This window comes from Geodermatophilus sp. SYSU D01036, assembly GCF_054050435.1.
In genome coordinates, this window is the sequence record NZ_JBJGZJ010000031.1 from 26,454 (window position 1) to 46,438 (window position 19,985).

Annotated in this window: 17 protein-coding genes; 3 read left to right on the forward strand and 14 right to left on the reverse strand. The window is 73.9% G+C overall.

The features are described from left to right. Window positions 1-15: 15 nt before the first annotated feature. From ACI8AR_RS21290 to ACI8AR_RS21330, 9 genes are all read right to left on the reverse strand, one after another. On the reverse strand, window positions 16-1,338 hold the full coding sequence (locus ACI8AR_RS21290) for an ABC transporter ATP-binding protein (RefSeq protein ID WP_457052770.1): 1,323 nt from the start codon (window positions 1,336-1,338) through the stop codon (window positions 16-18). 48 nt (window positions 1,339-1,386) lie between these two features. Beyond that, window positions 1,387-2,220 carry a carbohydrate ABC transporter permease gene (locus tag ACI8AR_RS21295; RefSeq protein WP_457052771.1) on the reverse strand — a complete coding sequence of 278 codons (834 nt, stop codon included), beginning with the start codon at window positions 2,218-2,220 and terminating at the stop codon, window positions 1,387-1,389. After that, window positions 2,220-3,182, reverse strand: coding sequence for a carbohydrate ABC transporter permease (locus ACI8AR_RS21300; RefSeq protein ID WP_457052772.1), 963 nt, complete (start codon window positions 3,180-3,182; stop codon window positions 2,220-2,222). Before ACI8AR_RS21300 ends, ACI8AR_RS21295 begins: the two co-directional genes overlap by 1 nt. Further along, a complete protein-coding gene (locus ACI8AR_RS21305; protein ID WP_457052773.1) occupies window positions 3,179-4,444 on the reverse strand; it encodes an extracellular solute-binding protein in 1,266 nt (421 codons plus the stop codon). The genes ACI8AR_RS21300 and ACI8AR_RS21305 overlap by 4 nt, the downstream gene beginning before the upstream one ends. 213 nt (window positions 4,445-4,657) lie before the next feature. After that, on the reverse strand, window positions 4,658-5,887 hold the full coding sequence (locus ACI8AR_RS21310) for a DUF4032 domain-containing protein (protein ID WP_457052774.1): 1,230 nt from the start codon (window positions 5,885-5,887) through the stop codon (window positions 4,658-4,660). Window positions 5,888-6,018: 131 nt separating this feature from the next. Further along, the gene (locus ACI8AR_RS21315) at window positions 6,019-6,432 is read right to left on the reverse strand and encodes a helix-turn-helix domain-containing protein (protein ID WP_457052775.1); all 414 of its coding nucleotides are present in this window, start codon (window positions 6,430-6,432) and stop codon (window positions 6,019-6,021) included. Window positions 6,433-6,590: 158 nt separating this feature from the next. Then, window positions 6,591-7,253: a CDP-diacylglycerol--glycerol-3-phosphate 3-phosphatidyltransferase gene (gene pgsA, locus ACI8AR_RS21320; protein WP_456930326.1), complete on the reverse strand. Its 663-nt coding sequence runs from the start codon at window positions 7,251-7,253 to the stop codon at window positions 6,591-6,593. A gap of 7 nt (window positions 7,254-7,260) precedes the next feature. Further along, complete coding sequence (locus tag ACI8AR_RS21325) at window positions 7,261-8,697, reverse strand: MiaB/RimO family radical SAM methylthiotransferase (RefSeq protein WP_457052776.1); 1,437 nt, start codon at window positions 8,695-8,697, stop codon at window positions 7,261-7,263. A gap of 68 nt (window positions 8,698-8,765) precedes the next feature. Then, window positions 8,766-11,309, reverse strand: coding sequence for a DNA translocase FtsK (locus ACI8AR_RS21330; RefSeq protein WP_457052777.1), 2,544 nt, complete (start codon window positions 11,307-11,309; stop codon window positions 8,766-8,768). A gap of 73 nt (window positions 11,310-11,382) precedes the next feature. Between ACI8AR_RS21330 and ACI8AR_RS21335 the strand changes: the two genes are divergently transcribed. Next, entirely contained in the window at window positions 11,383-13,326 is a 1,944-nt protein-coding gene (locus ACI8AR_RS21335; RefSeq protein WP_457052778.1) for a S9 family peptidase, read from the forward strand. 4 nt (window positions 13,327-13,330) lie between these two features. On the opposite strand, the gene ACI8AR_RS21340 is transcribed toward ACI8AR_RS21335, so the two are convergent. Genes ACI8AR_RS21340 through ACI8AR_RS21360 form a run of 5 tightly spaced genes read right to left on the reverse strand, consistent with a single transcriptional unit; the run spans window position 13,331 to window position 18,544 of the window. Continuing rightward, window positions 13,331-15,043, reverse strand: coding sequence for a ribonuclease J (locus tag ACI8AR_RS21340; RefSeq protein ID WP_457052779.1), 1,713 nt, complete (start codon window positions 15,041-15,043; stop codon window positions 13,331-13,333). A gap of 19 nt (window positions 15,044-15,062) precedes the next feature. After that, a complete protein-coding gene (dapA, locus tag ACI8AR_RS21345) occupies window positions 15,063-15,959 on the reverse strand; it encodes a 4-hydroxy-tetrahydrodipicolinate synthase (RefSeq protein ID WP_456938876.1) in 897 nt (298 codons plus the stop codon). A 10-nt stretch (window positions 15,960-15,969) separates the two neighbouring features. Further along, on the reverse strand, window positions 15,970-16,491 hold the full coding sequence (locus ACI8AR_RS21350) for a dihydrofolate reductase (protein ID WP_457052780.1): 522 nt from the start codon (window positions 16,489-16,491) through the stop codon (window positions 15,970-15,972). Next, the gene (locus tag ACI8AR_RS21355; protein WP_457052781.1) at window positions 16,488-17,300 is read right to left on the reverse strand and encodes a thymidylate synthase; all 813 of its coding nucleotides are present in this window, start codon (window positions 17,298-17,300) and stop codon (window positions 16,488-16,490) included. The genes ACI8AR_RS21350 and ACI8AR_RS21355 overlap by 4 nt, the downstream gene beginning before the upstream one ends. 11 nt (window positions 17,301-17,311) lie before the next feature. Next, on the reverse strand, window positions 17,312-18,544 hold the full coding sequence (locus ACI8AR_RS21360; protein ID WP_457052782.1) for a winged helix-turn-helix domain-containing protein: 1,233 nt from the start codon (window positions 18,542-18,544) through the stop codon (window positions 17,312-17,314). A 66-nt stretch (window positions 18,545-18,610) separates the two neighbouring features. Here ACI8AR_RS21360 and ACI8AR_RS21365 point away from each other — a divergent pair, with 66 nt between their 5' ends. Beyond that, entirely contained in the window at window positions 18,611-19,195 is a 585-nt protein-coding gene (locus tag ACI8AR_RS21365) for a GNAT family N-acetyltransferase (protein ID WP_457052783.1), read from the forward strand. Next, complete coding sequence (locus ACI8AR_RS21370) at window positions 19,192-19,860, forward strand: DUF2461 domain-containing protein (protein WP_457052784.1); 669 nt, start codon at window positions 19,192-19,194, stop codon at window positions 19,858-19,860. The genes ACI8AR_RS21365 and ACI8AR_RS21370 overlap by 4 nt, the downstream gene beginning before the upstream one ends. Window positions 19,861-19,985: the final 125 nt, after the last annotated feature.

Here is a 19,985-nt window from a genome sequence, read left to right on the forward strand (position 1 = left end):
GGGTCCGGTCCTCCCTCAGGCGCTCGCCCGGTGGGCCCCGGACGACCCGGAGGACCCGGACGGCCCGGTGCTCCCGGAGATGACGCTGGAGCCGACGGTCTGCCCGCTGGCCTGCGCGTCCTGCACCTGCCCGACCCGGTCCTCCTCGGCCAGTTGGGTGAGCCGGGCGCCGGCCTCGGCGTCGCGGGTGAGGTTCTCACCCGTCTGCGGGTCGAAGACGTGGATCTTCCGGCTGTCGAGCCAGAACTCCGCGTCCCGGCCCTCGCGGATGCGGCTGGTCGCGTCGATCGACACGATCGCCTGGGTGCGCAGCTCCTCGGAGTCGAGCTCGCGGGAGAGGTCGCGCAGCTGGGCGGTGATCGCCTCCGGCGCCTCGTAGGGGATGTAGGCGTACTGCGAGTCGCCGAGCCACTCGGTCACGTCGACGCGGGCGCGGAAGACCGACCCGTGCGGCCGCTTGGCCTCGTCGACCAGCGAGGCGTCCTCGAAGTACTCGGGCCGGATGCCGACCAGCAGCAGGTCGCGGCCCCGCACGGCGGCGACGCGCTTCTCGTCGAGCTCCACCTGACCGAACGGCGTCTGCAGGGCGTTGCCCTCCAGCGTCGCCGGGAGGAAGTTCATCGGCGGGGAGCCGATGAAGCCCGCCACGAAGAGGTTGACCGGCTGCTCGTACAGCTCCCGCGGCGAGGCGACCTGCTGGATCCTCCCCTTGCGCAGGACGCAGACCCGGTCCCCGAGGGTCATCGCCTCGGTCTGGTCGTGGGTGACGTACACGGTCGTGATGCCCAGCCGGCGCTGCAGCCGGCTGATCTCGGTGCGCATCTGGCCGCGCAGCTTGGCGTCGAGGTTGGACAGCGGCTCGTCGAAGAGGAACGCCTCGGCCTGGCGCACGATGGCCCGGCCCATCGCGACGCGCTGCCGCTGACCACCGGAGAGGTTGGCCGGCTTGCGCTCGAGGTGCTCGCGCAGCTCGAGCACGTCTGCGGCCTCGTTCACCCGGCGCCGGACCTCGTCGTCGGGCGTCTTCGACAGCCGCAGCGGGAAGGCGATGTTCTCGAACACCGTCATGTGCGGGTACAGCGCGTAGTTCTGGAAGACCATCGACAGGTTGCGCTCGCGCGGCGCCAGCTCGTTGACGCGCTTGCCGCCGATGAGCATGTCGCCGCTGGTGATGTCCTCGAGCCCGACGATCATCCGCAGCAGCGTCGACTTCCCGCAGCCGGACGGGCCGACGAGGATCATGAACTCGCCGTCGGCGATGTCCAGGCTGACGTCGTTCACGGCCGGGTAGCCGTCCCCGTACTGCTTGACGATGTTCTTCATCTCGATGGAGGCCATCAGATCTCGTCCCCTCGATGGGTCGGCGGGATGGTGGGCACGGCCGGGTCAGCCCTTGACCGCGCCGTTGGTGAGACCGGCGACGATGCGCCGCTGGAACAGGAGCACGAGGACGACGACGGGGATGGTGACGATCACCGCCGCCGCGGCGATGGCACCGGTGGGGTCCTGGAACTGGGACGCGCCGGAGAACAGGCCGAGCGCGGCCGGGACGGGGCGGGCGGCGTTCGTCGAGGTGAGCGAGATGCCGTACGCGAAGTCGTTCCAGGCGATGAAGAAGGCGATGATCGCCGTGGTGAACACGCCGGGCGCGGCCAGCGGGACGATCACCTTGCGGAACGCCTGCCAGGTGGTCGCGCCGTCGACCTGGGCCGCCTGCTCCATCTCCCAGGGGATCTCCCGGAAGAACGCCGACATGGTCCAGATGGAGATCGGCAGGGTCAGCGACAGGTAGGGGATGATCAGGCCCGGCCAGGTGTCGTACAGCCCGATCTGCCGCCACAGGTTGAACAGCGGCGTGACGATCGAGATGACCGGGAAGATCGCCACGGCCAGCGCGGTGCCGAGGATGAGCCTCTTGCCCGGGAAGTCCAGCCGGGCGATCGCGTAGGCGGCGAACATCGAGAGGATGCACGAGATGAACGTCGCGATCAGGCAGATCCCGAAGCTGTTGCGCAGCGCCGGCAGGAACAGGTCACTCGCCGAGCCGGTGAGGATCGTGGAGTAGTTCTCCCACGTCCAGGCCGACGGCAGGAACGACTGGTTCGCCAGGTCCGCTGTCGTCTTGAACGACAGCGAGACGATCCAGGCGATCGGGAACAGGCAGTAGAGGACGATCAGGGCACCGCCGACCCACCACCAGGTCTTCTCCTTGGTCGACATCAGCGCTCCCCTCGTGCCTGGGCCAGGTCGACCCGGAATCCCTTGATGAAGCTGAAGGCGATGAGCACCACCGACAGGAACAGCAGCACGGACACGGCCGAGCCGAGGCCGATCTCCACCCGGGAGATCGTCTGCCGGTAGGCGAGGAACGAGACCGACTCGGTGTTGTTCGCGCCGGCGGTCATGATGAAGATGCTGTCGAAGATCCGGAACGCGTCCAGGGTCCGGAACAGCAGCGCCACCATGATGGCGGCCTTCATGTTGGGGATGGTGACCCGCCACATCCGCTGCCACCAGGTGGCGCCGTCCACCTTGGCGGCCTCCTGCAGCACCTCCGGGACCTGGGCCAGGCCCGCCAGGAGCAGCAGCGAGATGAACGGCGTCGTCTTCCAGATCTCGGCCAGGCAGATCACGAAGAGCGAGGAGGCCTGGCCGCCGAACCAGTCGGTGGTGTCGCTGACACCTGGTAGCCAGGCGAACCAGCTGTTGACGAAGCCGGTGTTGATCCGGAAGGCGAACGCCCAGGCGTAGGCCGACACGACCGTGATCACCGCGTAGGGGATCAGGATGGCGGCCCGGACCAACGGGCGGATCGAGCTGAGCGCCTTGGCCATCACCAGGGCCAGGGCGAAGCCGAGCACCAGCTCGACGGCCACCGTGACCACGGTGATGATCACGGTGACGAGGATGGACTGCCACCACACGCCGTCGGTGAGGATCACCCAGTAGTTGCCGAGGCCGTCGAAGGACCGGTTCTCGGGGTCGGTCAGCCGGTAGTTGAACAGCGAGTAGTAGACCGCCTGGACGATCGGGTAGGCGGTCACCAGCAACATGACCACGAAGGCCGGTCCGGCCAGCATCCAGCCGAGCTTGCGCTCGGCCCGGGACCGGTCGCTGATCGTGCCGCGCGGCGCGGAGACGGGCTGGGTCTTCTCGACCGGCGGCAGCGTCGTCTGACTCATAGCAGCTGCTCCCCTGTGAGGACGGCCTCGGTGAGGGTCTCGGTGCGTTCACCCGTCTGGTCGTCGACCGAGCCCGGCGGGTGGAACTCGCGCAGGAAGCACCCGAGGACCTCGCTGTAGTAGGGCGTGAGCGGGCGGGACGCCGCCAGCTCGAGGGACTCGCGGATGGTGTCGGCCATCGGGTAGGCCTCCTGCACCTCGGGGTCGTCGTACACCGCGACCGACGACGCCGGGTTGCCGTTGGTCACCATGTACTCGGCCTGGTTGTCGTCCTGGACGATGCAGGTGACCGCCTCGTAGGCGAGGTCGGGGTACCGGCTGAACGCCGACACCGCGATGTCGATCCCGCCGAGGGGCGGCGCGCTCGGCGTGCCCTCGTCGACCGCGGGGTAGAGCGCCCACCCGTAGTCGTCGGGCACCGACTGGTCGAGCGTGCCGGCCTCGACCTTGGAGAGGGCCTGGGCGTAGACGAACGGCCAGTTGACCATGAAGCCGGCGTCGTCGCTCTCGAACTCGCTGGCGCTGGTGTCCTCGCTGGCCGTGGTGAATCCGGCGCCGACCGCGGAGGAGTTGGCGACGCTGGCCATGACCTCGGAGGCGCGGTCGGCCTCGGGAGTGGCGAGACCGAACTGGATGCTCTCGGGGGTGTCCCCGCTCTCGACGATGTACTGGCCACCGGCGGACTCGAGGAGCGCGTTGAACCACACCATCAGGGACTCCGACCGCCGGCCCTGGGCGCTGAGCAGCTTGTCCTGGCTCTCCGCGGCCTCGATCAGCTGGTCCCAGGTCACCGGCTCCGTCATGTCGAGACCCGCGGCCTCGGCCACCGACTTGCGGTACCAGAGGAGCTGGGTGTTCGACCAGAAGGGGACCGCGACGAGCTCGCCGTCCCACGTGGCGGAGTCCAGCGCCCCCTGGAACACGCCCTCGCTGACCTCCTGCGCGACGTCCTCCGGGACGGGGGCGAGGAAGCCCGCCTGGGCGAACTCCGGCGGGAACACCACGTCGAGGCTCATGAGGTCGATCGACTTGTCCTCGGCCGCCAGCCGGCGGACCAGCTGCTCGCGCTGGGCGGGCGAGTCACGGGGGAGCTGGGACACCTCGATCGTGTAGGCCCCGTCCGACTCCTCGGAGCAGCGTTCGGCGATCGTCGCCTGGCCACCGGAGTCGGGGTTGATGTACCACGTCAGGGTCGGGGTCCCGCCGTCCCCGTCACCGCCGCAGGCGGCCAGCGTGGACGCCACCACCGCCGCGGTGGCCACGCTGCCCAGCGCGCGGCGTCGCCGCCTGCGCCCGCTCCGGTGTGGTCGACCGGCTCCGGTCTCCGGGATCCGTCCTGCGATGGACAAGACTCATCGCCTCCGTTTCGGCGAGCACCGACGATCACCGCGTGATCAGTACCGTGGCCCTGATCACAGGAGCGCGCAACCCGGCCGTTAACCGGCCGTGACCTGCGGGAGCGGCGGCGATCCGCCTCAGGTGCGCCGGGCGATGACCGACGGCGTGGTGATCTCCTCCGGGGTCCGGGAGAGCACGTCGTCGAGGTAGGACCGGAGGGCCTTCCTCGCCCCGACGTCGCGGCCGGCCTGCTCGGACAGGAACCACCGGTGCTCGAGCACCTCGTGGAACACCTCGGCCGGCGCCAGGCGCCCGGCCAGCTCCTTGGGGACCGCGTCGACGACCGGCTGGTACACCTCGGTCAGCCAGCGGGTGCTGGCCTCGGCCTGCGGCACCGGCCGGCCCGTCTTCTGCTCGAGGTAGGCGCGGTAGGAGCGCAGGTCGTTGAGCAGCCGGCGGGCCTGGTTCTCCTGCACCTCCAGGCCGGTCAGCCGGAACAGCTCCCGCCGGTGCTGACCCGGGGAGGAGACCCGGGTCTCGACCCGGAGCCGGGCGCCCTCGTCGGAGGTGACGAGCTCGACCTCGCCGACGTCGAAGCCGAGGTCGTTGAGCCGCCGCAGCCGCTCGGCCACCCGGTAGCGCTGCTCGTCGGCGGAGAAGACCTCCTCGCGGGTGACCTCGTCCCACAGCAGCTCGTAGCGGCGGGGCAGGCTCTCGGCCACCTCGATGGGGTCGACGCCGTCGGGCAGGAGCTCGCCGAACTGCAGGTCCAGCAGCTCCGCGCCGACCCGCTCCCGCGCGAGGTCGAGGTCGTAGTGGCGCTGGCCGCGGGACAGCTGCGGGTGCCGCTCGGCGGTCTCGGCGTCGACCAGGTGCGCGGCCAGCGCCCCGGCGTCGAGGCGGAAGAGGGTGTTGGACAGCGAGCAGTCGCCCCAGAAGACGCCGGCCAGGTGCAGCCGCACGAGCAGCACCACCATGGTGTCCATGAGCTGGTCCACCGACTGCCGGGCGCTGGGCCGCGAGAACAGGTAGCGGTAGGACATCGAGTACTCGAGGTACCGGGTCACCAGGATGGCGTCCTGGCCGCCGGGCCGGTCCACGCAGACGCCGAGCACCGAGACCGCCGGCAGGCCCTCCTCCTCGAACTCGCCGAGCAGCGCGTACTCGTGCCGGGCCAGCGGCTCGGCGATCTCCTTGAGGGCGAAGACCTGGTCCTGCTCGGCGACGAAGCGGACGACGTGCCGGGAGATGCCGCGCTGCGGGACCTCGAGGAGCAGGTCCGGGTCCCACTCCTCCAGCGGCTGGTGCCACGGCAGCGCGAGCAGCCGGGCACCCTCGGTCCCCGGTGGCCGGAACAGGTACCGCACGGCGACCTCCGCAGGTTCCCGGAGCAGCCGACCGCCCGCTGGTGGGCGGTCTCCCCCGGGATCACCCTGCCACGGCGGGGGGCGCGACGCCCGGCACCGCGGCGGGGCGGCGCGCCCGCCGCGGTGGGCGGCTACGCGGCGAGCGAGACGGCGCGCAGCCCGGCGCGGGCCGGCTTCTCGGCGCCGACCAGCGCGAGCGCGGGCTCGGCGACGGGCGCGGCCTCGGCGGCGGGCGCCGACGCGGCGGCCGGCTCGGCCGCGGCCTCCTCGGCGGGGGTGGTGCCGGTGGGGGCCAGCGGGCGGACGCGGGTGTCGGAGCCCCGCAGTCCGGAGCTCACCTCGGCGAGCAGGTCGGCGAGCTCGACGTCGAGGGCGTCGCAGATGGAGGCGAGCAGCTCGGAGGAGGCCTCCTTCTGCCCGCGCTCGACCTCGGAGAGGTAGCCCAGGCTCACCCGGGCGGCACCGGAGACGTCGCGCAGCGTGCGCCGCTGCTGCAGCCGGTGACCGCGCAGGGTCCGCCCGAGCTGGGTGCGCAGCAGCGTCATGGCCGTCTCCTGTCTGGCAGAGGGAAGAGCGGCGGCACCCGCGGGTGCCGTGCGCCCACGGTACGCGGCCTGCCCGCCCCGGATGGAGCCGACGCGGACGCGTCCGCTCATGGCGTAACGCCGCAGGCCGGCACGCACTTCCCGGGGCGGCCCCGGCCTCAGGCCGCGCTGTCGGTGACCGAGCCGGTGGGCCCGGCGGCGCGCCGCGCGGCGGCGGCGCGCATGGCCCGGGCGCTGGTGCGGCGCAGGGTCAGCGCGCGGTAGACGTAGTCGAGGCCGGTGACCAGCGTGAGCACGACGGCGGCGGCCATGACCCACCAGCGGGCGCTGGCCAGCACGCCGGTCAGCGGCAGGGTGTACAGCCCGATGGCCAGGGCCTGGACGACGGTCTTGGCCTTGCCGCCGCGGCTGGCGGCGATGACGCCGTGCCGGATGACCCAGAACCGCAGCAGGGTCACGCCGACCTCGCGGACGAGGATGGTCAGCGTCACCCACCAGGGCAGCAGCCCGAGCACCGACAGCCCGACCAGCGCGGTCCCGGTGAGCGCCTTGTCCGCGATCGGGTCGGCGAGCTTGCCGAACTCGGTCACCTGGCCGGTGCGGCGCGCGATGAGCCCGTCGTAGCGGTCGGTGATGATCGCCAGCGCGAAGAACACCGTCGCCCACACGCGGCGGTCGTCGTCCATGCCGCCGTCGGACAGGAGCAGGACGGCGAACACCGGCACCAGGGCCAGCCGCAGGACGGTGAGCGCGTTCGGCAGGTTGACCAGCCTGGCCGACTGCGGCGGGGTCGCCGCGGGGTCCGGCAGGACGGCGCTCACCGCCCGCTCACCGCCCGGCCGGGAGGGAGGCGGGCTCGAGGGCGGCCGCGACCAGGTCGACGCCCTCGGTGCCGACCACCTCGGCCGCGAGCAGCTGCCCGGGCCGGGCGTCGGCGGGGACGCCGGTCAGCGTGGTCGTGCCGTCGGCGTCGGGGTCCTGGTGGGCGGCGTGGCCGGCCCAGGCGCCGGGGCCCTCCTCCGCCGACAGGTCCTCGGTGAGCAGCACCTCGACGCGCTCGCCGACGCGGTCCTCGGCGCGCTGGGCGGTGAGCTCCTCGACCAGGTCGGTGATCCGCCGGACGCGGGCGTCGATCTCGGCCCGGCCGAGCTTGCCCGGCAGGCCGATCGCCTCGGTGCCCTCCTCGTCGGAGTAGCCGAACACCCCGACGGCGTCGAGGCGGCCCTCGGTGAGGAAGCGCTCGAGCTCGGCGACGTCGTCCTCGGTCTCCCCCGGGAAGCCGAGGATGACGTTGGTGCGGAACCCGGCCGTGGGCGCCAGCGACCGGGCGCGCTCGATCAGCGCGAGGAAGTCGTCGGTGCCGCCGAACCGGCGCATCCGGCGCAGCAGGCCGGGCGAGGAGTGCTGGAACGACAGGTCGAAGTACGGCGCGACGCCGTCGGTCGCGGCGATGACCTCGAGCAGGCCCGGGCGCAGCTCGGCCGGCTGCAGGTAGGCAACCCGCACCCGGGCGATGCCCTCGACCGCGGCCAGCTGCGGCAGCAGCCGCTCCAGCGAGCGCAGGTCGCCGAGGTCCTTGCCGTAGGAGGTGGAGTTCTCGCTGACCAGCACCAGCTCGGTCACGCCCTGCCCGGCCAGCCAGCGGGCCTCGCCGAGGACCTCGGCCGGGGGGCGGGAGACGAACGAGCCGCGGAAGGCCGGGATGGCGCAGAAGGCACACCGCCGGTCGCAGCCGGAGGCGAGCTTGAGCGCGGCCGAGGGACCGGAGGCCAGCCGGCGGCGCTGCACCCAGCCGTGGCCGGGGATCGCCGGGGCCTCCGCAGACGCGGCCGCGGCGGTGCGCGCGACGGGGCTGATCGGCAGGAGCGTGCGGCGGTCGCGCGGCGAGTGCGGGACCAGCGGGCGGCCGGCGAGGACGTCGTCGAGCCGGTCGCCGATCGCGGCGTAGTCGTCGAAGCCGAGCACGGTGGCCTCGGGCAGCGCCCCGGCCAGCTCGGAGCCGTAGCGCTCGGCCATGCAGCCGACGGCGACCACCTCGGCGCCGCTGTCGGTGGCCGCGAGGATGGCGTCGACCGAGTCCTTCTTGGCCGACTCGATGAACCCGCAGGTGTTGACCAGGACGGCGTCGGCGCCGTCGGGGTCCTCGACCAGTCGGTAGCCGTCGGCGGCCAGGCGGCCGGCCAGCTCCTCCGAGTCGACCTCGTTGCGGGCGCAGCCGAGGGTCACCACCGCCACCGTGCGGGCAGGGCCGGTCGGAGCTGTCACCGGCCCATCGTAGGCGCCGGGCGCCACCCTCCCCTGCCGAGCGGGGGTGACGCCGCCCGCTCCCCCGCTCAGCCCTCGCCCGCGGGGAGGGTCCCGCCACGCAGCGTGAACAGGACCGACTCCAGCTCGTCGGGCTTGACCAGCACGTCACGGGCCTTGGAGCCCTCCGACGGGCCGACGACGCCCCGGGTCTCCATGAGGTCCATGAGCCGGCCGGCCTTGGCGAAGCCGACCCGCAGCTTGCGCTGCAGCATCGACGTCGAGCCGAACTGGCTGGTGACGACGAGCTCGACGGCCTGGCACAGCAGGTCCAGGTCCCCGCCGATGTCCTCGTCGATCTCCTTCTTCTCGCCCTGGGCGGCGCTGAAGACCTCCTCGCGGTACTCCGGCTCGGCCTGGCGCTTGGTGAACTCGACGACCGCCTCGATCTCGGCGTCGGACACGTAGGCGCCCTGCACGCGGATCGGCTTGCCGGCGCCGATCGGCAGGAACAGGGCGTCGCCCATGCCGATCAGCTTCTCCGCGCCGGGCTGGTCGAGGATGACCCGGCTGTCGGTGAGGCTGGAGGTGGAGAACGCCAGCCGCGAGGGCACGTTGGCCTTGATCAGGCCGGTGACGACGTCGACCGAGGGCCGCTGGGTGGCGAGCAGGAGGTGGATGCCGGCCGCGCGCGCCTTCTGGGTGATGCGGACGATCGACTCCTCGACGTCGCGCGGGGCGACCATCATGAGGTCGGCGAGCTCGTCGACGATCGCGAGGATGTACGGGTAGGGCCGGTAGACCCGCTCGCTGCCCGGCGGCGCCACGATCTCGCCCCGCTCGACCTTGCGGTTGAAGTCGTCGATGTGCCGGACGCCGGACGCCCGCATGTCCTGGTAGCGCTGCTCCATCTCCTCGACCAGCCAGGCCAGCGCGGTGGCCGCCTTCTTCGGGTCGGTGATGATCGGCGTGATCAGGTGCGGGATGCCGTCGTAGGGCGTGAGCTCGACCATCTTCGGGTCGACCAGGATCATCCGCAGCTGGTCGGGCGTGGCCCGCAGCAGCAGCGACACGAGCACCGAGTTGACGCAGCTGGACTTGCCGGAGCCGGTGGCGCCGGCGACCAGCAGGTGCGGCATCTTCGCGAGGTTGGCGCAGACGAAGCCGCCCTCGATGTCCTTGCCCAGACCCACCAGCATCGGGTGCGGGTCCTGCTTGGCGACGGTGGAGCGCATGACGTCGCCGAGGCTGACGGTCTCGCGGTCGGTGTTGGGCACCTCGACGCCGACCGCGGACTTGCCCGGGATCGGGGCGAGGATGCGGATGTTGTCGTTGGCGACCGCGTACGCGAGGTTCTTGGTCAGCGCGGTGATCTTCTCGACCTTGACCGCGGGGCCGAGCTCGATCTCGTAGCGGGTGACCGTCGGGCCGCGGGTGAAGCTCGTGACGGCGGCGTCGACGTTGAACTGCTCGAGGACGCCGGTGATCGCCTCGATGGCGGCGTCGTTGGCCTGCGAGCGCGCCCGCGGCGGGGTGCCCGGGCGCAGCGAGTTGATCGAGGGCAGCACGTAGTCGCCCTCGACCGGCTCGATGACCAGCTGCTGGGGCTCCTCGACCGGCGGGAGGTCCTCCGGCGGCGCCGTGCGGTCGACGACGGCCGGCCGCCGGGGCGCGGCGGGCGCCGGCTCGTGCCGGACGGCCTCCCGCACGTCGGCGGTGGGCACGTGGTCGATCGGGCCGGTGGCGGTGAGGTCGGGGGCGTCCTCGTCGAGGACCTCGGCCAGCGCGGCGCGCTTGGAGCGGCGCGGCTTGACCGGCTCGGCCGGCTCCTCCTCGGCCCAGTCCTCGTCGTAGCCGTCCTCGTCCCACTCCTCGTCGCCACCCCGGCCGACGAGCTCGCGCAGCCGCTCGGGCACCTGGTGCAGCGGGGTCCCGGTGAGCACCAGGACCGCGAAGACGGCGAGCAGCGAGAGCAGGACGACGGCCACGACGGCGCCGAGCCCCGCGGTCAGCGGCGTCCCGACGACCCAGCCGACCAGGCCGCCCGAGCCGGGCTCCCCGCCCATCGGGTCCGCGGGGGTGCCGACGACGGAGGCGATGCCGAGCACCGCGAGGGTGGCGCACACCCAGCCGATGGCCAGCCGGCCGCGGGCCTCCGGGCGCGGCGCGCGGCGCAGCAGCCGCAGCGCGACGAGGAACAGCAGCGCGGGCAGGACGACGAGCAGGGAGCCGACGATCCAGCGGACGCCGTCGGCCAGGCCCGCGCCCACGGGGCCGATGCCGTCGAACCACGCGGCGGCGCCGAGCACGACGGCGAGCCCGAGGACGGCGAGGCCGGCACCGTCGCGGCGGTGCTCGGGGGCCAGCGGCTCGGCCTCCTCCGGGCGGGCGATCGAGCGGGCCAGCCCGCCGGCGCCGCGGGCGACCAGGGACCAGGCGCTCGCGGCGGCCCGGAAGGCGCCGGCGGCCGCGCCCGGCCCCTGCTTCGGGGCGGGCCGGCGGGCGGGCGGCTTGCGGTTGCCGTTGCGGGCGGGCGTGCGCGAGGCCGGCCGCTTGCCGGAGGCCGTCGACCCGGACCGGCCCTTCGGGGCCGAGCCGGCCGGCCGGCGCGAGGGCGTGGTGCGGGCAGGCATGCGTCGACGGTAGCCGCCGGCCGGCGTCCTCCCAGGAAGGCGCGTGATCGTGTCCCCGGCCTACGGTCGCTGCATGCCGACCTCCTCCCCCGTCCCGTACGGCAGCTGGCCCACCCCGATCACCTCGGCACTCGTCGTCCGCGCGGCCGCGCGCCTCGGCGAGGTCGCCGTCGACGGCGGCGACGTCTGGTGGTCCGAGTCACGCCCCGGCGAGGGCGGCCGGTCGGCGCTGGTCCGGCGCGCGGCCGACGGCACCACGACCGACGTCCTCCCCTCCCCCTGGAACGCCCGCACCCGGGTGCACGAGTACGGCGGGGCGGCGTGGGCGGTCGCCGGCGGCACGCTGTGGTTCACCCACTTCGACGACCAGCGGCTGTACCGGCTGTCCCCCGGCGACCAGGCACCGGTCGCCGTCACGCCCGAGCCGGAGCTGCCGGCCGGCGTGCGGTACGCCGACCTCACCCCGGACGCCGGCGGCGCGCTGCTCGCCGTCCGGGAGACGCACGCCGCCTCCGGCGCCGCGGCCGACGTCGTCGACGAGGTGGTGTGGCTGGCGCCGGACGGCACCGCCGAGGTGCTGGTCAGCGGGCCGGACTTCGTCTCCGACCCCCGGCCCGGCCCCGACGGGCAGCTGGCCTGGCTGCAGTGGCACCACCCGGACATGCCCTGGGACGCCGCGCAGCTGGTCGTCCGCGCCGCCGACGGCACCGAGACCGTGGTCGCGGGCGGCCCGGACGAGTCGGCCGTGCAGCCCACCTGGGCCGACGACGGCACCCTCTGGTTCTGCTGCGACCGCACCGACGTGTGGTCGCTGTGGCGGTGGCGTCCGGGCGGCGAGGCGGAACTGGTCCTCGACACCGGCACCGAGATCGCCGGGCCGCAGTGGGTCTTCGGCTCCCGCCGGTTCGTCCTGCTGCCCGGCGGCCGGGTGGTCGCCGCGGCCGGCGGCGAGGGCGGGGACCGGCTGGTCGTGGTGGAGGCCGACGGCACCACGCGGGAGGTGGCGCTGCGCGGGTGGACCGCCCTGCGGTACCTCACCGCGCTCGGCGACGGCGTCGTCTGCGTGGCCGGCAGCCCGGCGAGCGAGCCCGTGGTGCTGCGCGCGGACCTCTCCGGGCGCAGCGAGGTGCTGCGCCCGGCGCGCGACCTCGGGCTGGACCCGGCCTGGTTCTCCGCGCCGGAGCACCTGACCTTCCCGACCGAGGAGCGCGGCACCGGCATCGCCGAGGCGCACGCCGCGGTCTACCCGCCGGCGAACCCGGAGGCCACCGCGCCCGAGGGGGACCTGCCGCCGCTGATCGTGATGGTGCACGGTGGCCCGACGTCGGCCCACCCGCGCGTGCTGGACCTGGAGATCCAGTACTTCACCTCGCGCGGGTTCTGCGTGGCGCACGTCGACTACCGCGGCTCCACCGGCTACGGCCGCCGCTACCGCGACGCGCTGCAGGGCCGGTGGGGCGTCGTCGACCTCGACGACGTCGTCGCCTGCGCCCGCTCCCTCGCCGACGCCGGCCGGGTGGACCCCGCCCGCATGGCCATCCGCGGCGGCTCGGCCGGCGGCTACACGACGCTGGCCGCGCTCACCCTGCGCCCCGGCGTCTTCACCGCCGGCGCGAGCCACTTCGGCGTCGCCGACCTCGGCGCCCTGGCCGCGGACACGCACAAGTTCGAGTCCCGCTACCTCGACGGGCTGGTCGCGCCGTGGCCGGAGGGCGCCGACGTGTACGCCGAGCGATCGCCGATCACGCAGGTCGGCGCGCTGGACACCCCGCTGGCGGTGTTCCAGGGCGCCGAGGACCGCGTCGTCCCGCCGGAGCAGGCCGAGGTGATGGTCGCGGCACTGCGGGAGAAGGGCGTGCCGCACGCCTACCTGCTGTTCGACGGCGAGCAGCACGGTTTCCGGCGGGCGGAGAACATCCGCGCCGCCCTCGACGGCGAGCTGTCCTTCTACGCGCAGGTGTGGGGCTTCGACCTGCCGGCCGGCGAGGGCATCGACCCGATCGAGGTGGTGCGGTAGCCGCTCAGACCTCGAGCACCGTCGGGATGATCATCGGGCGGCGGCGGTGGGTGTCGGACACCCACTTGCCGACCGTCCGGCGGATCGTCTGCGACAGCCGGTGGGCGTCGCGCTGACCGTCGGCGAGCTCCCGCTTGAGGTTGTCCTCGACCAGGTGCAGCACCTCGTCGAAGGCGCTCGGGTCGTCGGAGAAGCCGCGGGTGGACAGGTGCACCGGCCGGACGATCGTGCCCGTCGAGGGCTCGATCACCACGGTGAGCGCCACGAAGCCCTCGTCGCCGAGGATCCGCCGCTCCTGCAGCGACTCCTCGCCGACGTCGCCCACGTTGAGCCCGTCGACGTAGACGTTGCCCACCGGCACCGACCCGGTGATCGAGGCCTTGCCGTCGACCAGGTCCACCACCACGCCGTCCTCGGCGAGGAGGACCCGGTCGGCGGTCATGCCGGTCTCCTCGGCCAGCGCGGCGTGCGCCCGCAGGTGCCGCCACTCCCCGTGCACCGGCATGAGGTAGCGCGGCTTGGCGACGTTGAGCAGGGTGCGCAGCTCGCCGGCCGGGGCGTGCCCGGAGACGTGCACGCGCGCGGTCTCCTTGTGCACGACGGTGGCGCCGAGCCGGGCCAGCCCGTTGATGACCTTGTAGACGGCGGTCTCGTTGCCGGGCACCAGCGAGGAGGCCAGCACGATCGTGTCGCCGGCCTCGATGGTCACCTGGTGGTGCTCGCCGCGGGCCATGCGCCCGAGCGCCGACAGCGGCTCGCCCTGCGACCCGGTGCTGATCAGCACCACCTGCTCCGGCGGCATGCTCGTCGCCTCGTCCAGGCTCACCATCAGCCCCGGCGCGACCCGCAGCAGGCCCAGGTCCCGGGCAACACCCATGTTGCGGACCATCGAGCGGCCGACCATGGCGACCTTGCGGCCGTGCGTCTCCGCGGCGTCGAGCACCTGCTGGATGCGGTGCACGTGGCTCGCGAAGCTGGACACGATCAGCCGCTGGGTGGCGCGGCGGAAGACGTCCTCGAGCACCGGCCCGATCGACCGCTCGGGCGTGACGAACCCGGGGATTTCGGCATTGGTGGAGTCGGCCAGCAGCAGGTCGATGCCCTCGAGGCCCAGCCGGGCGAAGGCGCCGAGGTCGGTGAGGACGCCGTCGAGCGGGAGCTGGTCCATCTTGAAGTCGCCGGTGTGCACCAGCACGCCCGCGGGCGTGTGGACGGCGACGGCCAGCGCGTCGGGGATCGAGTGGTTGACCGCGATGAACTCGCAGTGGAACGGCCCCGCGACGTGGTCGTCGCCCGCCGCGACCTCGACCAGGGTGGGCACCAGCCGGTGCTCGCGCAGCTTGGCCGCCACCAGGGCGAGGGTGAACCGCGAGCCGACCAGCGGGATGTCCCCGCGCAGCCGCAGCAGGTAGGGGATCGCGCCGATGTGGTCCTCGTGCCCGTGGGTGAGGACGACGGCGACGACGTCGTCGAGGCGGTGCTCGATGACCCCGAAGTCGGGGAGGATCAGGTCGACGCCGGGCTGCTCGGCCTCGGGGAACAGCACCCCGCAGTCGATGACCAGCAGCTTCCCGTCGAACTCGACCACGGCCATGTTGCGGCCGATCTCGCCGAGCCCGCCGAGCGCGATGACCCGCAGGCCGCCGGCGGGCAGCGGGGGCGGCGTCTTGAGGTCCAGGTGCGGCTGACCGGCGGTGCCGGCGGAGCTAACGGTCACGGGGCGGTGCTCGCAGGGATCACAGGGGGATGCCTCCGTCGGCGAGGTCGGCGCGCAGCTGCGCGATCTGCTCGGGCGTGGCGTCGACGAGCGGGGGGCGCACGGGGCCGGCGGGCAGCCCCAGCTCGCGCAGCGCCGCCTTCACCATGATGACGCCCTGGGTGCGGAAGATGCCGGTGTACAGCGGCAGCAGGGTCTCGTTGACCTCGCGCGCCTTGGCCAGGTCGCCGGACTCGACCGCGGCGATCAGCTCGGCGAGCCGGGGTCCGGCCAGGTGGCCGACGACGCTCACCACGCCGACGGCGCCGAGGGCCAGCATCGGCAGGTTGACCATGTCCTCGCCGCAGTAGTAGGCGAGGTCGGTGCGGGCCAGCGTCCAGGCGAGCGCGCCGAAGTCGCCCTTGGCGTCCTTCACCGCGACGATGCGCGGGTGCTCGGCGGCGCGGACCAGCGTCTCCACCTCGATCGGCACCACCGAGCGGGGCGGGATGTCGTAGAGCATCACCGGCAGGTCGGTGGAGTCGGCGACCGCGGTGAAGTGCCGCAGCAGCCCGGCCTGCGGCGGCTTGTTGTAGTACGGGGTGACGACGAGCAGGCCGTCGGCGCCCAGCCGCTCGGCCCGACGCGCGTTCTCGATGGTGTGCGCGGTGTCGTTGGTGCCGACCCCAGCGACCACGGAGGCGCGGTCGCCCACCGCGTCGATGACCGCCTCGAGGACGGCGTGCTGCTCCCCGTCGCTCAGCGTGGGGGCCTCCCCGGTGGTGCCGAGGACGACGAGGCCGTCGTGGGCCTGACGGTCGACCAGGTGCGCGGCCAGCTCCTGGGCCCCGGCGAGGTCGATCGAGCCGTCCTCCGCGAGCGGGGTGACCATCGCCGTGATGACACGTCCGAACGGCCGGGCGGGGTCGGTGGTCATGCCGAGGAATCTACCGACCGGCCGCGGGCGCCCCGGTCCCGGCAGCGTCCCGCCGGAACTCGGAGACGGCGTACCGCAGCCCGGTCGTCGAGGTCTCCCACCCCGCGTCCGGCGTGCGGGACACCCGCCGCCAGCCGTCGTCGAGGACGGGGGCGCGGGTGTCGCCGTCGACGGCCAGGTCGACGTCGGTGACGACCAGCCGGTGCGCGTGCGGGAGGAACGCCGCGTAGACGGCCGCGCCGCCGATCACCCAGCAGTCCGGGTGCGCGGCGAGCACGCCGGCCACCGAGCCGGCCCGCTCCGCGCCGTCGGCCGCCCAGTCGGCGTCGGTGGTCAGGACGACGTTCACCCGTCCCGGCAGCGGCCGGTTGCGCGCGGGCAGCGACTCCCAGGTGCGCCGCCCCATGACGACGGTGCCGCCGCCGGTCAGGCGCCGGAACAGCCGCAGGTCCTCGGGCAGGTGCCAGGGCAGGGCGCCGCCGGCGCCGATGACCCGGTCGTGCGCCTGCGCCCAGATGAGCGAGACGGTCACACCGCGACGGCGGCGCGGATGGCCGGGTGCGGGTCGTAGCCGTGCAGGGTGAACGACTCGAAGGTGTGGTCGAACAGCGACGGCGCCGGGGCGATCTCCAGCGTCGGGAACGGCCGGACCTCGCGGGAGAGCTGCTCGCGCACCTGCTCGACGTGGTTGCTGTAGACGTGGCAGTCGCCGCCGACCCAGATGAACTCGCCCGGCTCCAGGCCGACCTGCGCGGCGACCATGCGGGTCAGCAGCGCGTAGCTGGCGATGTTGAACGGGACGCCGAGGAACATGTCGGCGCTGCGCTGGTAGAGCTGGCAGGACAGCCGGCCGTCGTGGACGGCGAACTGGAACAGCGCGTGGCAGGGGGCCAGCGCCATGTCCGGCAGCGCGGCCACGTTCCACGCCGACACGACCATGCGCCGGGAGTCGGGGTCCTTGCGCAGCGTGTCGAGGACGCCCTGGATCTGGTCGACCGTGCCGCCGTCGGGGGTGGGCCAGGAGCGCCACTGGACGCCGTAGACCGGCCCGAGGTCGCCGTTCGCGTCGGCCCACTCGTCCCAGATGGTGACGCCGTGCTCCTGCAGCCAGCGGACGTTGCCGTCGCCGCGCAGGAACCACAGCAGCTCGACCGCCACCGACCGGAAGTGCACCTTCTTCGTCGTGACGAGCGGGAACGACGTCGACAGGTCGTAGCGCAGCCGCTCGCCGAAGGTGCTGACCGTGCCGGTCCCGGTGCGGTCGGACTTCGGCGTGCCGGTCTCGAGGATCCGCCGCAGGAGGTCCTCGTACTGCGTGTCCACCGGTCCGTTGCTCACCACGGGCGTCGAGCCTAGGCGACCACGGGGCGTGGGACGGGCAGCGCGGCGGTGAGGTCGGCCGCGAGGTCCCCGCGGTCGGCCACGGCGACGTCGTCGAGCTGCAGCCAGTCCGCCATCAGCCGCAGCTCCTCGGCCAGCGCGGCGGCGACCTCCGCGCGGTCGACGCCGTCCTCGGCGTGGGTGGCCTGCGCCCGCAGCACGCCGGCCTGGCGGTCGGCCTTGAGGTCGACCCGCGCCACCAGGCGGTCGCCGAGCAGGAACGGCAGCACGTAGTAGCCGTGCACCCGCTGGGCGGCGGGTGTGTAGATCTCCAGCCGGTAGCGGAAGCCGAAGATGCGCTCGACCCGCGGCCGCTCCCACACCAGCGAGTCGAACGGGGACAGCAGCGCGCGGGCGCGGATCCACCGCGGCCGGCGGGCGGCCGGGTCCAGCCAGGCGGGAGCGCCCCACCCGGCCACCTCGACCGGCAGCAGCTCCCCCGCGTCGGCGAGCTCGGCGATCGCCTGCCGCGCCTGCACGGGCCGCAGCCGGAAGTAGTCGCGCAGGTCCCGCTCGGTGGCCACGCCGAGCGCGCGGGCGGCGGTGCGCACGAGCTCGCGGACGGCGTCGGCGGGGTCCGGTGTCGGGGTCTGCAGGACGGCGGCGGGCAGGACCCGCTCGGTGAGGTCGTAGACCCGCTCGAACGACGTCGTCCGCGCCCGCGCGGTGAGCACGCCGGTGTAGAAGAGCCACTCGAGGGCGACCTTGCCGGCGTGCCAGTTCCACATCTGCCCGGGCCGGTCCGGGCGGGGCTCGGCGAGGTCGCTGGCCTTGGTCGGGCCGCCCTCCCGCACCCGGTCGAGCACCTCGGCCACGTAGCCGGGCCGCTCGCGCTGGATGCGCACCATCGAGCTCCAGGCGTGCTCCTCGGCGGCGGCCATGCGCCAGCGCAGGTACGGGTGCAGCCGCACCGGGAGGAAGGACGCCTCGTGCGCCCAGAACTCGAACAGCTCGTGCCGGCGGGCCGTGAAGTCGTCGAGGACCGCCCGCCGGTAGGCGCCCAGCCGGCTGAACGCCGGCAGGTAGTGCGACCGGGACAGCACGTTGACCGAGTCGATCTGCACGACGCCGAGCCGGTCGACCATCCGCCGCAGCTGCCGGCTGTCGACCACCCCGGTGGGCCGCGGGTCGGCGAAGCCCTGCGCGGCCAGGGCGATGCGCCGGGCGAGGGCGGCGGGCAGCCGGTCGGCGACGGGAACGGGCACGCCGCCGATCCTGCCGTGCACCGGTGACGGTCCGCCTCCGCGCTCCCCCGACCTAGGCTGCCGGGCGTGGACCCCCACCCGGCCTTCCCGCGCCTGACCGGCGCCGCGGACGTGTCCGTGCGCCCCGCCGTAGCCGCGGACGCCGCCGAGGTGGCGCGCGTGCAGGGCGACACCTGGCGCGCCGCCTACCGCGACGTCCTGCCGCCGGCCGCGCTCGAGGGCTGGGACCCCGCGGCCGCCGAGGCGGCCTGGTCGGCGGCGATCACCGCCCCGCCCACCGCCGCGCACGGGGTGCTGGTCGCCCTGGACGGCGGCCGGGTGGTCGGCTTCGCCGCGTTCGGTCCCGCCGAGCTGTCCGACGGCGAGCAACCGCACCCGGCCGGCCCGACGACCGAGCTCGCGGTCCTCCTGGTGGAGCCGCGGTGGGGACGGCGGGGGCACGGCAGCCGGCTGCTCGCGGCGGTGGCCGACCTGGCCGCGGGCACGGGCGCGGCGCGGCTGACCGCCTGGGTGCCCGAGGCCGACAGGGTCACGGCCGGCTTCCTCGAGTCGGCCGGGTGGGACCGGGACGGCTGGGCACGCACCCTCGACGCCGCCGGGGTCCCGCTGCGCGAGGTCCGCTGGCACACCCTGCTGGGAGGAGACGCATGACGTTCCAGGGCTTCCCCGACGAGGGCCTGGTGTTCTACGAGGGCCTGGAGGCGGACAACTCCAAGACCTACTGGACGCGGCACCGCGCCGTGTACGACACCTGCGTCCGGGCGCCCATGCAGGCCCTCGTCGACGAGCTGGCCGCGGAGTTCGGCCCGGCGAAGCTCTTCCGCCCCTACCGGGACGTCCGCTTCAGCAACGACAAGACGCCGTACAAGACGCACCAGGGCGCCGTCGCCAACCCCGAGGGCCGGGGCGCGGGCGCGTGGTACGTCGAGATCTCCGCCGCGGGCCTGCGGGTGGCGGGCGGCGCCTGGCGACTGGAGTCCGACCAGGTCGAGCGCTACCGCCGGGCCGTCGCCGACGACGTCCAGGGCCCACGCCTGCGGAACGAGGTGGGCCGCCTGGCCGCGGCCGGCTGGTCCGTCGACGGCGACCGCCTCACCCGGGCGCCCAAGGGCTACGACCTGAGCGGCGACGACGCACGTGCGGACCTGCTGCGGCACCGGTCCCTGCACGCCGGCCGGCTCTTCGACTTCGCCGAGTGGCTGCACGGGCGCGAGGCACTCGAGCACGTCCGCACCGCCTGGCGGGACCTGACCGCGCTCAACGCCTGGCTGGCGGACAACGTCGGCGCGACGACGAGGGAGATCCGTCGGCGCTGATCGACTTCCTGTTGCCGTTCTGACGGGATGCAGAAGGGGCCCCCCCCCCCCCTCGGGGGGGGGGGCCGGCTGGGCCTGGTTTTTCGGCGGCGGCCCACACTCACACCCCCCCTCCCGGGCCGTAC

What these genes read in the sequence shown, in the direction of transcription:
- ACI8AR_RS21290 (WP_457052770.1), bottom strand. Translation starts at nt 1,338, where the DNA reads ATGGCCTCCATCGAGATGAAGAACATCGTCAAGCAGTACGGGGACGGC.
- ACI8AR_RS21295 (WP_457052771.1), bottom strand. Translation starts at nt 2,220, where the DNA reads ATGTCGACCAAGGAGAAGACCTGGTGGTGGGTCGGCGGTGCCCTGATC.
- ACI8AR_RS21300 (WP_457052772.1), bottom strand. Translation starts at nt 3,182, where the DNA reads ATGAGTCAGACGACGCTGCCGCCGGTCGAGAAGACCCAGCCCGTCTCC.
- ACI8AR_RS21315 (WP_457052775.1), bottom strand. Translation starts at nt 6,432, where the DNA reads ATGACGCTGCTGCGCACCCAGCTCGGGCGGACCCTGCGCGGTCACCGG.
- ACI8AR_RS21330 (WP_457052777.1), bottom strand. Translation starts at nt 11,309, where the DNA reads ATGCCTGCCCGCACCACGCCCTCGCGCCGGCCGGCCGGCTCGGCCCCG.
- ACI8AR_RS21335 (WP_457052778.1), top strand. Translation starts at nt 11,383, where the DNA reads ATGCCGACCTCCTCCCCCGTCCCGTACGGCAGCTGGCCCACCCCGATC.
- dapA (WP_456938876.1), bottom strand. Translation starts at nt 15,959, where the DNA reads ATGACCACCGACCCCGCCCGGCCGTTCGGACGTGTCATCACGGCGATG.
- ACI8AR_RS21370 (WP_457052784.1), top strand. Translation starts at nt 19,192, where the DNA reads ATGACGTTCCAGGGCTTCCCCGACGAGGGCCTGGTGTTCTACGAGGGC.